General features: G+C 70.3%; 16 protein-coding genes. 8 read left to right on the forward strand and 8 right to left on the reverse strand.

The window, feature by feature from the left end:
* From IQ216_RS05220 to IQ216_RS05240, 5 genes are all read right to left on the reverse strand, one after another.
* Positions 1-489, reverse strand: a 489-nt coding sequence (locus IQ216_RS05220; protein ID WP_193814627.1) for an LmeA family phospholipid-binding protein, incomplete at its 3' end; no start/stop codon positions are given.
* A complete protein-coding gene (locus IQ216_RS05225; protein WP_228007166.1) occupies positions 486-1346 on the reverse strand; it encodes an alpha/beta fold hydrolase in 861 nt (286 codons plus the stop codon). The genes IQ216_RS05225 and IQ216_RS05220, both read right to left, overlap by 4 nt.
* Positions 1347-1393: 47 nt before the next feature.
* The gene (locus tag IQ216_RS05230; RefSeq protein ID WP_193814630.1) at positions 1394-2587 is read right to left on the reverse strand and encodes an iron-containing alcohol dehydrogenase family protein; all 1194 of its coding nucleotides are present in this window, start codon (positions 2585-2587) and stop codon (positions 1394-1396) included.
* A 94-nt stretch (positions 2588-2681) separates the two neighbouring features.
* Positions 2682-5231, reverse strand: a complete 2550-nt coding sequence (locus IQ216_RS05235) for an ATP-dependent Clp protease ATP-binding subunit (protein ID WP_193814632.1) — start codon at positions 5229-5231, stop codon at positions 2682-2684.
* 162 nt (positions 5232-5393) lie between these two features.
* Positions 5394-5930, reverse strand: a complete 537-nt coding sequence (locus IQ216_RS05240; protein ID WP_193814635.1) for a GNAT family N-acetyltransferase — start codon at positions 5928-5930, stop codon at positions 5394-5396.
* 41 nt (positions 5931-5971) lie between these two features.
* Here IQ216_RS05240 and lysA point away from each other — a divergent pair, with 41 nt between their 5' ends.
* From lysA to IQ216_RS05270, 6 genes are all read left to right on the forward strand, one after another.
* Positions 5972-7399 (forward strand): diaminopimelate decarboxylase, encoded by a 1428-nt coding sequence (lysA, locus tag IQ216_RS05245; protein WP_370566612.1) that lies wholly within the window; start codon positions 5972-5974, stop codon positions 7397-7399.
* Between the two features lie 105 nt (positions 7400-7504).
* A complete protein-coding gene (locus IQ216_RS05250; protein WP_225875938.1) occupies positions 7505-8251 on the forward strand; it encodes a diadenylate cyclase in 747 nt (248 codons plus the stop codon).
* Entirely contained in the window at positions 8248-9024 is a 777-nt protein-coding gene (locus IQ216_RS05255) for an isoprenyl transferase (protein WP_193814639.1), read from the forward strand. The genes IQ216_RS05250 and IQ216_RS05255 overlap by 4 nt, the downstream gene beginning before the upstream one ends.
* Positions 9025-9042: 18 nt before the next feature.
* Complete coding sequence (locus IQ216_RS05260) at positions 9043-9273, forward strand: hypothetical protein (protein WP_228007165.1); 231 nt, start codon at positions 9043-9045, stop codon at positions 9271-9273.
* Positions 9274-9407: 134 nt separating this feature from the next.
* The gene (locus IQ216_RS05265; protein ID WP_186699286.1) at positions 9408-9653 is read left to right on the forward strand and encodes a hypothetical protein; all 246 of its coding nucleotides are present in this window, start codon (positions 9408-9410) and stop codon (positions 9651-9653) included.
* Between the two features lie 50 nt (positions 9654-9703).
* On the forward strand, positions 9704-10381 hold the full coding sequence (locus IQ216_RS05270) for a CPP1-like family protein (RefSeq protein ID WP_225875811.1): 678 nt from the start codon (positions 9704-9706) through the stop codon (positions 10379-10381).
* A gap of 5 nt (positions 10382-10386) precedes the next feature.
* Here IQ216_RS05270 and hslO read toward each other — a convergent pair whose 3' ends face one another.
* Together hslO and IQ216_RS05280 are read right to left on the reverse strand one after the other, a co-directional pair.
* Positions 10387-11304 carry an Hsp33 family molecular chaperone HslO gene (hslO, locus tag IQ216_RS05275; protein WP_193814643.1) on the reverse strand — a complete coding sequence of 306 codons (918 nt, stop codon included), beginning with the start codon at positions 11302-11304 and terminating at the stop codon, positions 10387-10389.
* A gap of 30 nt (positions 11305-11334) precedes the next feature.
* Positions 11335-11988 carry an ABC transporter ATP-binding protein gene (locus tag IQ216_RS05280; RefSeq protein ID WP_193814640.1) on the reverse strand — a complete coding sequence of 218 codons (654 nt, stop codon included), beginning with the start codon at positions 11986-11988 and terminating at the stop codon, positions 11335-11337.
* 72 nt (positions 11989-12060) lie between these two features.
* On the opposite strand from IQ216_RS05280, the gene IQ216_RS05285 reads away from it, so the two are divergent.
* Complete coding sequence (locus IQ216_RS05285) at positions 12061-12525, forward strand: DUF3531 family protein (protein ID WP_186699292.1); 465 nt, start codon at positions 12061-12063, stop codon at positions 12523-12525.
* 7 nt (positions 12526-12532) lie between these two features.
* Positions 12533-13351, forward strand: a complete 819-nt coding sequence (locus tag IQ216_RS05290) for a 16S rRNA (uracil(1498)-N(3))-methyltransferase (RefSeq protein WP_193814641.1) — start codon at positions 12533-12535, stop codon at positions 13349-13351.
* On the opposite strand, the gene IQ216_RS05295 is transcribed toward IQ216_RS05290, so the two are convergent.
* Positions 13317-13769, reverse strand: coding sequence for a hypothetical protein (locus IQ216_RS05295; protein WP_193814642.1), 453 nt, complete (start codon positions 13767-13769; stop codon positions 13317-13319). The genes IQ216_RS05290 and IQ216_RS05295 overlap by 35 nt on opposite strands.
* Positions 13770-13945 lie beyond the last annotated feature (176 nt).

A 13945-nucleotide genomic window follows, 5' to 3' on the forward strand; every position in this document is an offset into this window, starting at 1 on the left:
GATCAGCACCGTGCCGGCCTCCGCGCTCAGGCTCGTTTCCAGCTCCAGCGCCCCATGGCTTCTCAATACCAGGTGCTCCCGGCGGAGGCTGAGGCTGCTCCCCCGCCAGGCGGCGCTTCCGAGCAGCTGGCCGGCGAGCTGGTCGGCCAGGGGTTGCCAGCTCGCCTGGGCCAGGGAGTGCTCCAGCCCCTCGGGGCTGAACCGCACCTCCCCCCTGATCCCGAAGGGCTGACCCAGCTCGATGGCCTGGCCCCGCCGCAGTCCAGCCACCTGGAGGCTGATCGGCTCGCTCGTGAGCGTCACCGCGTCGAGTTCCAGCCCCCGGTAGCGCACCTGCCGGGCCTGGAGCTGGGCCCCGGCCAGCCGGCCGCGCAGCAGCTGCAGATCCCGGCCCTCCAGCTCCAGCGAGAGGGCGCCGATCTGCTCACACTGGCGGCGAATCCACAGCTGCAGGCCCGTTGCCAGCAACTGCAGCAGGGGGCCACTCATGCGCCGTTGCCGGCCAGCCAGGTGGCGGCCACGCACTCCGGCTGGTCGATGTGGGGCAGGTGGCCGCACGGCTCCAGCTCCCGCACCCGCTCCCCGAGTAGGGCCAGGGCGGCGCGTTTCTGGGGCTGACGCAGGATGCGGTCGTTGGCCCCCCACAGCACCGCGATCGGCTGGGGCGGCAGCGGAGCACCGCAGCCGGCGAAGCCGCCTGAGCGGGCGAAACGCCCCAGGGCCTGGCCCCATCCCGGCGCGGCGAGGTGCAGCGAGGCGATTTCGAGCTCGGCCGGGCCCACATCCCGATCGGGATCGGCGAAGGCGCTGCGGCAAAGGCCCTTCCGCACACCGGGCCGGGCCAGGAAGCGCACCCCGAGTCCATCCAGCAGCGGCGGCAGGGGCATGGGCCGGCCGGTGAGGCCGGCGGGGGCCAGCAGCAGCAGGCGGCTGATCTGCCCGGGGTGGCGGCGGGCCAGCTCCACGGCCACGGAGCCGCCCATCGAGGCGCCGATCAGGCCGAGCGGTGCGGCCTCCGGGCTGCGGCTGGCGATGGCCGCCAGCAGGGCGGTGAGGTGCTCCAGCACGGCGGCGGGGCCATAGGCCGCCTGGGCGGGACGGGGGCAGAAGCCGAAGCCGAACAGGTCGGGGATGAACAGCTGATGGCTCTGGGCCAGCCGTGGGGCGATGCGCCGGAACTCCAGAAAGGAACTGTCGAAGCCGTGCAGCAGCAGCAGCGGTGGCCCCTGGCCGAGCACCGCCACGGGCCAGAGGTCGGGCAGGCCCTGCAGGGGCCACCACTGCAGGGCCTGGGCCAGGGCGCGGCCCTGGGGATCGAGCAGCTCCCGGGCCGCCCGCTCCACCAGGGCCTGGGAGCTGAGCTCAAGCGGGCCGCAGGCCTCAGCAGCGGCGCTCACGCGGCGACCCGCTCGCCGCAGCGGGTGCTCACCAGGGCGGCCATCAGATCGATGGCGCTGACGCTGAAGGGCAGGTGGTGCAGGTCTGAGCCGGGAGCGCAGGCAAAGGCACAGGCCTGCTGCAGCTGCTCCAGGGTGGCCTGGCCCAGGCCCAGATCGGCCAGATCAGCGGGCAGGTCGATCTGGCGAAACAGGGGCAGCAGCTGCCGCCGGGCCTGGCCGGCCAGCTGATTGCCCCCCAGCACTTCCTCCAGCCGCAGCTGCACCAGGATGCCGAAGCCCACCTTCTCGCCATGCAGGGCGCCATGGCTGGCACTGAGCTGGGTGAGGCCGTTGTGCACGGCGTGGGCGGCCACGGTGCGGCAGCGGGCACCGCCGATGCCACCCATCAGCCCGGCGGTGAGGCCACAGGCCTCCGCCACCCGCACCCAGGCCTCGCTGCTGCTGTCCAGCAGGGCCTGTTCGGCGTCGAAGAGCAGCTGGTCGCGCAGCACCCGGGCCATCTGCACGGCCTGCTGAATCAGTCCGTCGCTGCTGGCCGCGGAGCTCACCGAGGCCTCGTACCACTTGGCCAGGGCGTCGGCGATGCCACTGGCCAGGGTGCGGGCCGGGGCGGTGCGCACCAGGGCATGGTCAAACACGAGCAGCTCGGGGCAGCGCCGCAGCTCCACATCGTGCTGAAAGGCGCCCTCCGGGCTGTAGACGTTGGCCAGGGCCGTCCAGCCGGCGCAGGTGGCGGCGCTGGTGGGCACGGTGACGCAGGGCAGGCCGTGGCGGTGAGCCAGCAGCTTGCCGGCGTCCAGCACCTTGCCGCCGCCGCTGGCGATCACGGCATCGGGTCGGCCCTCGCTGCCGCCGTCAGCCAGGCTGCGCCCCAGGCGCTCCAGGTCCAGCTCGCAGCAGTCGTGCTCCAGCCGCTCGAGCTGGGGCGTCAGCCCCTCCTGGCGCAGGCTCTGCTCAAGCTTCTGCCGCAGGGGCAGTGTGGCGGGCCCTCGCCCCAGCAACAGGGGGCGGTGGCAGAGGCGGGCGATGCGGGGCAGGGCCTGCTGCCAGGCCCCCTCACCGCGCAGCACCTCGGCGGGGGCGATGCGGTGGGCCTGAGGTGTGGCCGGGGCCGAGCCAGCGGCAACCGCCCCATCGCGGGCTGGGCTGGTGGGCTCCACAGAGCCCCGGCGGGAACGCTGGCGCATCAACCCATCGTAATGAACACAAAACCGCCCAGCTGCTAAGCCGGGCGGTTGAAGACGGCTGCCTCAGCAGGGAGGCAGCCAGGGGCGGCAGGCCTCAGGCGCCGGCGCCGGCGAGTYCGGGCATCACGGGCAGGGCGCTCTGCTTGCGGATCACCACCTGCTTGTCCTCGCCCACGTCGACCAGGGCGGAATCGCCCTCGCTGATCCGGCCCGAGAGGAACTCCTCGGCCAGGGAGTCTTCCAGGAGGCGCATCACGGCCCGGCGCAGGGGACGGGCGCCGTAGGAGGGGTTGTAGCCCTCTTCCACCAGCCGTTCCTTGAAGGCCTCGGTGACGGAGAGGTGGATGCCCTTGTCGTCCATGCGCTGGAACACCTCCTTGAGCATGATCTCGGCGATGTCTTTCACTTCGTCGCGGGTGAGCTGGCGGAAGACGATGATTTCGTCGAGACGGTTGAGGAATTCGGGGCGGAAGTACTGCTTCAGCTCCTCATTCACAAGCGAGCGAATGCGGTTGTACTGGGTGTCTTCGGCGGCACCGCCGGAGAACTCAAAGCCAAGTCCGCCGCCACCCTTCTCGATCACCTTCGAACCGATGTTCGAGGTCATGATGATCAGGGTGTTCTTGAAGTCCACCGTGCGGCCCTTGGAGTCGGTCAGGCGACCGTCCTCCAGCAGCTGCAGCAGCAGGTTGAACACGTCCGGGTGAGCCTTCTCGATCTCGTCGAACAGCACCACGGTGTAGGGTCGGCGCCGCACCGCTTCGGTGAGCTGGCCGCCCTCGTTGAAGCCCACGTAGCCCGGAGGTGAGCCGATCAGCTTGCTGACCGTGTGGCGCTCCATGAACTCGGACATGTCGAGGCGGATCATCGCCTCCTCACTGCCGAAGAAGTAGGCCGCCAGCGACTTGGTGAGCTCGGTCTTGCCGACGCCAGTGGGACCGGAGAAAATGAAGCTGGCAATCGGCCGGTTGGGGTTCTTGAGACCCACCCGGGCGCGGCGAATGGCGCGGGACACCGCCTTGACGGCTTCGTCCTGGCCGATCAGCCGCTGGTGGAGGGTTTCCTCCATGTTCAGCAGCTTGGCCGATTCGCTCTCGGTGAGCTTCTGCACGGGCACACCAGTCCAGGAGGCCACGATGTGGGCGATGTCCTCCTCGGACACCATCGGAGCGCGGTCGGGGTCGGCGTTGCCGATCAGGGCCGTCACCGTGCCCAGATCGGGAGCCGCAGACTCAGCCTCAGGGGAGGGCGTTTCGTCCTCCTTGCGGGCCTGCAGGATCGTGCGGATCTGATCACGCAGCTCCACTTCACGGTCACGCAGTTCGCCGGCCTTGGTGAAGTCCTGCTCGCGCACGGCTTCCTCCTTCTCCTTCTGCACACCGCGCAGCTGCTTGTCCACCTCCTTGGCGGCAGGGGGCAGCTTGGAGTTCATCAGCCGCACCCGGCTGCCGGCCTCGTCGATCAAGTCGATCGCCTTGTCCGGCAGGAAGCGGTCGGAGATGTAGCGGTCGCCCAGGGTGGCTGCGGCAACCAGGGCCTCGTCGGCGATCTTGAGCCGGTGGTGCTCCTCATAGCGCTCCCGCAGGCCACGCAGGATCTCAATGGTGTCTTCCACGGAGGGCTCACCCACCATCACGGGCTGGAAGCGGCGTTCCAGTGCCGCATCCCGTTCGATGTGCTTGCGGTATTCGTCGAGAGTGGTGGCGCCGATGCACTGCAGCTCGCCGCGGGCCAGGGCCGGCTTGAGGATGTTGGCGGCGTCAATGGCGCCTTCGGCGGCGCCGGCGCCGATCAGGGTGTGGACTTCGTCGATCACGAGGATCACGTTGCCAGCACCTCGAATCTCCTCCATGATTTTCTTGAGGCGCTCCTCGAACTCACCGCGGTACTTGGTACCAGCCACGAGCAGGCCGATGTCCAGGGTGAGAACGCGCTTTTCCTCGAGGATGTCGGGGATGTCGCCGGAGTTGATGCGCTGGGCGAGGCCCTCGGCGATGGCGGTCTTGCCGACGCCGGGCTCGCCGATCAGCACGGGGTTGTTCTTGGTGCGGCGCCCCAGGATCTGGATCACCCGCTCGATCTCCTTCTGCCGGCCGACCACCGGATCGAGCTTGCCGTCGGAGGCCTGCTGGGTGAGGTTGCTGCCGAACTCGTCCAGGGTGGGGGTCTTGGTGGAGCCCTTGCTGCCACCACCGGCGGCCACTTCGGCGGTCTCGCCGAGCATGCGGATCACCTGGGTGCGCACCTTGGCCAGGTCGACACCGAGGTTTTCGAGCACCCGGGCGGCGACGCCCTCGCCCTCACGGATCAGGCCGAGCAGCAGGTGCTCGGTGCCGATGTAGTTGTGGCCCAGCTGGCGGGCTTCCTCCAGGGACAGCTCCAGAACGCGCTTGGCGCGGGGGGTGAAGGGGATCTCAACGGCCACGAAGCCGGAGCCGCGGCCGATGATCTTCTCCACCTCGACGCGGGCGTCCTTGAGGTTCACGCCCATCGACTTGAGCACTTTGGCGGCGACGCCGGTGCCCTCGCCGATCAGGCCCAGCAGGATCTGCTCAGTGCCCACGAAGTTGTGACCAAGGCGGCGGGCCTCTTCCTGGGCCAGCATGATCACCTTGATGGCCTTCTCGGTAAACCGCTCGAACATGGGGCGGGGCCTGGTGCAAGTTCACCCAACCTATCAGGGTTGAAAGGGTGGTGTGGTTGCGGGGAGCTCAGTTCGCTAAAGCCAGTGATGGCAACAGGCTGGCCGCTTTTCATTGCAATTCAGACCAGCAAATTGCAGCTCTTGTGCAATAAGAAAAGCCGGTTATCCGCACCGGTCGATCGTGTTGTCCGCTCCATCGCCTGGGCACGGCTGCGTAAGGGGTAGCCATTGGATCAGGGCCGCCTCGCCACTGCGGTAGTAATCGCGACGCCTGCCGCGGCTGCTGAACCCCAGAGCTCCGTACAGGCCCAGGGCGGCTCGGTTGCCCTCAGCCACCTCCAGGGTGGCGGCCCTGGCGCCGCGGCCCTGGCCCTCCGCCAGCAGGGCCTGCAGCACCTGCCGCCCCAGGCCGCGGCGCCGCTGCTGCGGCCGCACCGCCACCAGGGTGATGTGCAACTCATCGACGATCAGCCAGCCGCAGGCCATCGCCACCAGGGCGTCCCCCTGCCAGAGGCCCATCGCCAGGCGCGCCGCATCGGCCAGCTCCGCCTGCCACTGGGCGGTGCTCCAGAGCTGGCCCAGGGCGGCGGCGTCGAGGTCCTGGCAGGCCGCCAGCTGCCCAGGGCCCAGCCGGCTGAGGCGCAGGCCGCCCTCAGCCGGCTCGCCGGGCCCCCTGCTGCCTCGATCGTTTCCGTACATTCGTCTGTGTCGTCGCGCCCCCGACCTGCGGTCTTTCCATGGTGATGTCCAGCGAGCCCGTCACCGGGACCGAGCCAGCCTCCGAGCCAGCGTCCCAGGCGGCGCTGGCCCAGCAGCCCTTCGAGAGCGGCTGCGATGCCTCCAGCCCCAACCGCAACCTGGCACCGATCAGCAGCGGCCTCGACGCCGAGGGGCGCCTGCTGGTGGGGGGCTGCCGCCTGAGCGATCTGGCCCGCACCTACGGCACGCCCCTCTACGTGCTGGATGAGGCCACCCTGCGCTCCAGCTGCCGGGCCTACCGCGACGCCCTGGCCGCCTCCTACCCCGACCCCTCCCTGGCCCTCTATGCCTCCAAGGCCAACAGCTCCCTGGCGATCACCGCCCTGGTGGCGCAGGAAGGGCTGGGGCTCGATGCCGTGTCCGCCGGGGAACTGCTCACCGCCCTGGGCGGGGGCATGCCGCCCGAGCGCATCGTGCTGCACGGCAACAACAAGAGCCCCGAGGAGCTGGCCCTGGCGGCCCAGGCGGGCGTCACCGTGGTGCTGGACAACTGGCGCGACATCGAGCTGCTCAGCGCCCTGGCCCCCTCCCTGGCGCAGCCGGTGCGGCTGATGCTGCGCTTCACGCCAGGCATCGAGTGCCACACCCACGAGTACATCCGCACCGGCCACCTGGACAGCAAGTTCGGCTTCGACCCCGAGCAGCTGCCCCAGGTGCTGGGCCACCTGGCCAGCTGCAGCTGGGCGCGCCTCACCGGGCTGCACGCCCACATCGGCTCCCAGATCTTCGAGCTCCAGCCCCACCACGACCTGGCCGGCGTGATGGCTGACGCCCTGGCCCAGGCCCGCGGCCTCGGCCACCCCGTGAGCGACCTCAATGTGGGCGGTGGTCTGGGCATTCGCTACGTCGCCAGCGACGACCCGCCCACCATCCAGGTCTGGGTGAGCACGGTGGCCGGGGCGTTGGCGTCGGCCTGCCGCGAGCGGGGGCTCGACCTGCCCCGCCTGTTGTGTGAGCCGGGCCGCTCCCTGGTGGCCACCGCCGGAGTCACGGTGTACGAACTGGGCAGCCGCAAGGCCATCCCGGGCCTGCGCACCTACATCTCCGTGGATGGCGGCATGAGTGACAACCCCCGCCCGATCACCTATCAGTCGCAGTACACCGCCCTGCTGGTGGACCGGCCCACCGCCGAGGCCAGTGAGACCGTCACGGTGGCGGGCAAGCACTGCGAATCAGGCGATGTGCTGCTGCCGGAGATCGCCCTGCCGCCGGCCACCAGTGGCGACCTGCTGGCCGTGTTCGCCACCGGCGCCTACAACGCCTCGATGGCTTCCAACTACAACCGCATCCCACGGCCGGCGGCGGTGCTGGTGCATGAGGGTCAGGCGGAGCTGGTGCAGCGCCGCGAGCAGCCGGAAGACCTACTGCGCTACGACGTTCTGCCAGCGCGCCTGACGCCGGTAATCTGACGCCGAGAATTGGGTTCAGGCGTGACCGGGCCGTGGCTGGAAGGTTGGCTTCGGCTGCTGGATTGGCGTCTGTTGATTGATCTCGTCTGCGCCACGGCCCTCGGCATGGTGGTGCTGGGCCGGGTCACCGAGGCGCGCACGCTGTGGCTGCTGCGCGGCTACCTGCTGCTGGTGGCGATGGCCTGGCTGGTGCAGCGCTTCGCCAACCTGCCGCTCACCACCAAGCTGGTGGATGCCCTGGTGCTGGCCTGCAGCCTGGCCCTGGCGATCCTCTGGCAGGGGGAGCTGCGGCGGCTGATGGAACTGCTGGGCACGGGCCGGCTGGGGCTGCTGTTCGGCAACCGCAGCCGCGATCAGCTGATGTCCAGCTCGGTGGGGGTGCTGAGTGAGGCGGCGGGGCGCCTCTCCCAGGCGCGGCGCGGCGGCCTGATCGTGGTGGATCTGGGCAGCGACCTGCGCCCCGAGGACTTTCTCAGCCCCGGCCTGGCCATCGATGCCCAGCTCTCGGTGGATCTGCTGCTCAACCTCTTCGCCGCCGACACCCCCCTCCATGACGGCGCGGTGCTGGTGAAGGGCAACCGCATCCTGGCGGCGGGCGTGATCCTGCCGCTCTCGCGCCAGGGGATGAACCGCTACGGCACCCGCCACCTGGCCGCCATCGGCCTCACGGAGCGCTTCGACCGCTGTCTGGCGATCGTGGTGTCCGAGGAGACCGGCACCCTGGCCCTGGCCTGCCAGGGCCGCCTGGAGCGGCCGATCACCAGCAGCCGTCTTCATGATCTGCTCACCCGGGCGCTGGCCCAGGCCGGCGGGCGTACCGTGACCAAGGACACGCCGGATTCCCGCGGATGAGTCGCGCCCTGGCGACCAGCAGCACAAGGCAGACCCATCCCTTGCCGGCGGGGCTGGATCCCGCCCGGCTGCCGGCCCATGTGGCGGTGATCATGGACGGCAACGGCCGCTGGGCCCAACGGCGCGGCCTGCCCCGGGTGGTGGGCCACCGGGCCGGCGTGGAAGCCCTCAAGCGCACCCTGCGGCTCTGCAGCGACTGGGGCGTGGGCGCCCTGACGGCCTATGCCTTCTCCACCGAAAACTGGAACCGGCCCGGCGAGGAGGTGAACTTCCTGATGGCCCTGTTCGAGSGGGTGCTGCAGCGGGAGATCGAGGGCCTCGAGCGCGAACAGGTGTGCATCCGCTTCCTGGGGGATCTGGAGCCCCTGCCCCTGGGCCTGCAGAACCTGATTGCCAAGGCCACGGCCCGCACCGCCGCCGGCAGCGGCATCCGCTTCAACGTCTGCACCAACTACGGCGGCCGGGCCGAGCTGGTGCGGGCGGCCCGGCGCCTGGCGCAGCGGGCGGCCGAGGGGGAGCTGGACCCGGCCAGCATCGACGAGCAGTGCTTTGCCGCCGAACTGCTCACCGCCGGCCAGCTGGATCCCGATCTGCTGATCCGCACCAGCGGCGAACACCGCATCAGCAACTTCCTGCTGTGGCAGCTGGCCTACGCCGAGCTGCACATCACCGATGTGCTGTGGCCCGATTTCGACGGCGAGGCCCTGCACGCCGCCCTGCTGGACTACCAGAACCGCCAGCGCCGTTTCGGCGGCGTGGACCCGGCCCCCTGAGCGGCCTCCGCCCTGGCGGTGGAGAACGCCGTGGAGGAAGCGATCGAGAAGGGCCGTGAGGTGTTCGTGGTGGGGGCCAGCGGCACCACCCGCCAGCGGCTCGAGAAGCTCGGGCTCTATGCCAAGTTGCCGCCGCAGCACCATCAGCTCAGCCGGGAGGAGGCCCTGCGCAGGGCTGTGGAGGGCCTCGCCATCAGCCCTGGCGCCAGAGCCGCCGCGGTCACCGATCTCCATCCCGCGGGGGCCTGAGGGCCTGGAAGTCCACAGCGGTGATGGCCCTGGGCCGTGCTGGCCCAGCGCCGCAGTGGGCCGGGATTCGGTGGCTGGTCTTCGCAGTCGCCTGACGGCTGCGCCAGAGTGTTGTGTAACGAACCATCACGGCGATGCTCAAGCCGCTCTGGCTGGTGCGTCCCCGCCCCGACGGGGGTTGCGACTACGTCAGTTTCCAATTCGAGACCCTCGGTGGACCACCCCTCACCGGCTCTGTTGAGATGCGGGAAGGCAGCCATCTCCCACCCCAGATGCCCCTGCTCAAGCGGCGACATCGGCTTGATCCCGATGAGGCCGAGCGCTGGAGGCTGCGACTGGAACAGGAAGGTGGCTTCCGTTTCAGTGAGCCCCTCTTCTAGGCCGGCCTCGATACGCTCTATGCAGGCTTAGTTGTCCGCCGGCGATGGTGATGCCCGACCCTTCCGATCCGCAACCCCCAGCGGCCGAGCCATTGGAGCCCTATCAACGCCTTGGCATCAGCCCCGACGCCAGCTTCGAGGAGGTGCAGGCGGCCAAGCAGGCCCGCCTCGACGAGGCCGGTGAGGACACCATGGCCCGCTCGCGCATCGAGGCGGCCTACGACACCCTGCTGATGGAGCGCCTCAAGCAGCGCCAGCAGGGTCGGGTGAGCACGGCGGCCCGAACGGCTTCGGCGCGGGAGCAGATCGCTCCGCCTCCGCCTCGCCTGGCGATGCCTGCCCTGCCCCAGCTGCCCCTGCCCAAGGTGGCGGCGCCGACCCTGAGCATGCCCGGGCTGGAGCTGGCCGAGGGCGGTGTTCTGAACCTGGCCCTAGGCGGCTTCGGGGTTCTGCTGGCCCTGCTGTTGCTGGTGCCCTCGGCCTCACCGGAATTTCTGCTGGCCCTGGCCACCGCCCTCACGGTGGTGTGTCTGCAACGCCGCCGCCGCCGCTTCCTGGCGGCTGTGGGCTGGGGCTTCGGTCTGCTCACGCTGGGGCTGGTTTTGGGTGGCCTGGTGGCCGGCCTGGCCGGATCCGGCCTGCCCCTGGGGCTGCCCCTCTCCCTGCAACAGCTGCAGAGCTTGCCCGCCTTCGTGCTGCTGCTGTTGGCGGCGCTGTTTGTGGCCTGAGCCGCTCAGGCGACGGCAGCCTCCTCCAGTTCGGCGATCAGGCCCTCGAGCTCCCGGCCGCTCACCTCATAGACAGAGCTGCAGAAGTGGCAGGTGAGTTCAGCCCGGCCATCCTCCTCGAGGATGCTGCTGAGTTCGTCGCGGCCCAGGAGCTTGAGGGCGCCAAGGCTGCGCTGGCGGCTGCAGGGGCAGTGGAAGTGCACAGGCTGAGCCTCAGCTTCCAGAAGCTGGGGGTCGAGGTCGGGAAAGATGGCCTCCAGCAGCGTCAGCAGGTTGCCCTGGCAGGCCTCCAGGCGGGCACTGAAGCCCTGCACCGCTCGGCACCGCTCCTCCAGCAGGGCCACCAGGGCGGGCTCCCGGGCCRCCTTGGGCAGCACTTSCACCAGCACCCCGCCGCTGCAGCGCAGGCCGCCGCTGTCCATCCGTTCACCCACGAACACCGCCGAGGGGGTCTGCTCGGAGTGGAGCAGGTAGGAGGCCACGTCATCGCCGATGCCACCGCTCACCAGTTCCACCGTGGAGCTGAACGGCTGGCCCCGGCCCCAGTCGCGCATCACGTGGAGATAGCCCGTTCCGGTGGCGCCGGCCAGATCGAGCTGGGGTGAGCCGTCGGCGCCGGTGATCGGGTCGAGCTCCAGGGCCGGATTGCCCACGTAGCCGCGCACGGTGCCATCCCGGCCGGCATCCACCATCAGGCCCTTCAGCGCACTGTCTGAGGAGATGCGCAGGTTCACCCTGCCGTGGCTGATTTTCATCGAGCTGGCCAGTAGCAGAGCAGCTCCCATGGCCCGACCGAGCAGGGCCGTGGTGAGAAAGGAGAGCTGGTGGTGCTCGGCGGCGGCGCGGCTGGTGGCTGTGGTGGACACAGCCACCAGCCGGATGCCGCCGTCGGCAGCTGTGGCCCGCAGCAGCCTGTCGTTCAGGCAGGACTCGCTCATGCAGCCGGTGCTCATTCAGACCATCGTAAGGAGCTCGCTCGTCTGCAGATCGGTGAGCGTGCCCTGCTCCAGGCGCCAGGCCCTGCCTGCTGCGCGCTGGAACAGCTCCGGTTCGTGGGTCACCACCAGCACGGCCCGCTCCCGGGCCAGCCCCTCCAGGAGAGCCACGATCTCGCCCCGCACCGTCCAGTCCAGCCCGGCGGTGGGTTCATCCAGCAGCAGCACCTGGGGGTGGCGCAGCAGCTGAACCGCCAGGGCCAGGCGCCGCTGCTGGCCGCCGCTCAGTTGTTCAGGCCGTTGCTGGAGGCTGAGCCCAGCGAGGCCCACCCGCTGCAGCACCGCCTCCAGCCGCTCGGACTCCACGCGGCGCTGGCCCAGCCGCAGCTCCTGGCCCMCCGTGAGCCCGAGAAAATGGCGCTCGGGAAACTGGAACACCAGGCCGCACAGCCAGCGGCGCTGGCGAGCCCGGAAGCGTTCTCCGTTCCAGTGGATCGTGCCCTGATCCGGGTCGGCCAGGCCGCTGATCAACTCCAGCAGGGTGGTTTTGCCGCCGCCGCTGCGGCCGGCCACCAGGCCGATCGCCCCGGGCTCCAGGACCAGACTCACCTCGCGCAGCACCGGCTGGGGGGCTGTGGCGGGCTGGTAGCCGAGGCCGCGCAGTTCAAGCATGGCTCCAGCATGCCTGCGGTGGGGGAGAGTGGCCTCTGCTGTTGTGGCTGCGGCCCAGCCCGATCGGTGCCGATGGACGTTCAATTTCGTGAGCTCGACCCCTTCAATTGCTGGATCTGGATGCGCTTTGCCGATCCACTCGGCAGCGGCGAGAAGGGCTATCTGGAAACCGTCTTCGACAGCTGGTTCTTTCTGGGCAAGCTGGGTGGCTTCAATGCCGAGTCGCTCCAGGTCCATGAGGAGGGGGCGGAACTGAGCTGGATGGCCTACGACCAGCAGGCCGCCGCCACGGCCCTGCCGGCCCTGATGCACAACATGGGCCCGATGGAATATCAGGGAGTGTGGGCGCGCTGCTGGCTGGATCTGGGCACGAGTGATGCCTTCGCCCTCGACGTGCTGATCAACACCCTGCGCCAGCTCAACAACGACGTGGTGGAGGTGGAGCAGGTGCTGATCGGTGGCCTCAACGACGACTGGGCCATCGACGAGCAGCCCGAGACCATTGACCAGCTGCTGGATTCGATCCCCGATTCCTGAGCGCGCCATGGTCCGCGAGCTGCGCCGCCTGCTGGTGGAGTGCCCTCGCCTCGAGGGCGCCGAGGGGCGTCTGGCCCTTGAGGCTCAGGAGCTGCACTACCTGCGGCGGGTGCTGCGGCTGCGAGCGGGGCAGGTCTTCGGGCTGGTGGATGGCTGCGGCAGGCTCTGGTCTGCGGCTCTCGAGCCGGGCCCGGTGCGGCAGCAGGGCTGGGCCGTGCTGCAACAGAGCCTGGGGGCGCCTTTGCTGAGCGTTCCGGCCCCACAGCCCAGCCTGCAGCTGGCCGTGGCCCTGCCGCGCCGGGATCCGGAGGTGATGCTGCGCATGGCCTGTGAGCTGGGCATCGACAGCTTCCAGTGGCTGCAGGCCGAGCGCAGTGTGGCGGAGGCAGCGATCCGCCCGGAGCGCCAGCAGGCCGTGCTGCGCGAGGCCCTGGAGCAGTGCGAACGGCTGTGGCTGCCCCACTGCCTGCCGGCGCAACCGGCCCTGGCCTGGCTCTCGGCGGCAACGAGCGGGGTGCGGCTGCTGGCCACCAGCCGCCGGCCCACGGCCCTGCCGCTGGGCGAGGCCCTCCATGCGCTCTGGCCTCAGGCGTCAGCCGCGCAGCCCAGTGGTGCCCCTCAACCAGTGAGGCTGGCCATCGGCCCGGAAGGGGGCTGGAGCCCCGCGGAGGAAGCGGCAGCCCTGGAGCGCGGCTGGCAGGCGGTGCAGCTGGGCGAGGGGATCCTGCGCACCTCCACGGCCGCCGTGGCAGCGGCGAGCCTGCTGGCGGCCTGGCGCGGCGGGCTGGGGTTCAGTTGCGGAACATCTCCGACACCATCCCCTTGAACACGCCCAGATTGGCCCCGGGCCGCCGCCGACCCATCGGCAGGGCGTTGGCGGGGTTGAGGCAGTCCGGGGCGTAGGTGACCTGGGACGGGGGCGGCAGAGCCTCCTGGGCGGCCCGCAGTTCGGCGGCGATGGCCTCGGCCGCGAGCGCCGGCGGATCCGTGAACGGGCCCTCGAGCGATGCCGTCCACACCCGGTCCGGCGGCAGCACCCCGATCGCGTTCAGGCTGCGGCGCACCGCCTCGGCGTCCGGGGCGCGAAAGACGCAGAGGATGTGCGCGCCGTCGAGCGAGAGGTAATGCGTCACCGGGTGGCTGCGATAGAGGTCGAAGCAGAAGCGCTGGCCGAGCCCGCGTTTCTGGATGGCCTCGGGCGTGGTGGGCTCGAGATAGCGGCCCTCGACGATGACGTGCTCCATGACCGTCTCCCCTCGGCTCAGGCCTCAGGCGCAGGCGGGGGCGAGCACCCGCGCCGTCCAGGCCGCCTCATAGGCGAGCCCGAGCCGCCGGTTGACCTGCCGCACCCGCTCGCCATCCGGTGCTGCGAAGAGACAGACCATCCGCCGCCGGTCGGTGGCCTGGAACGACGCCACGA

It is taken from the genome of Cyanobium sp. LEGE 06143 (assembly GCF_015207535.1).
In the GTDB taxonomy this organism is placed as follows: Bacteria; Cyanobacteriota; Cyanobacteriia; order PCC-6307; family Cyanobiaceae; genus NIES-981.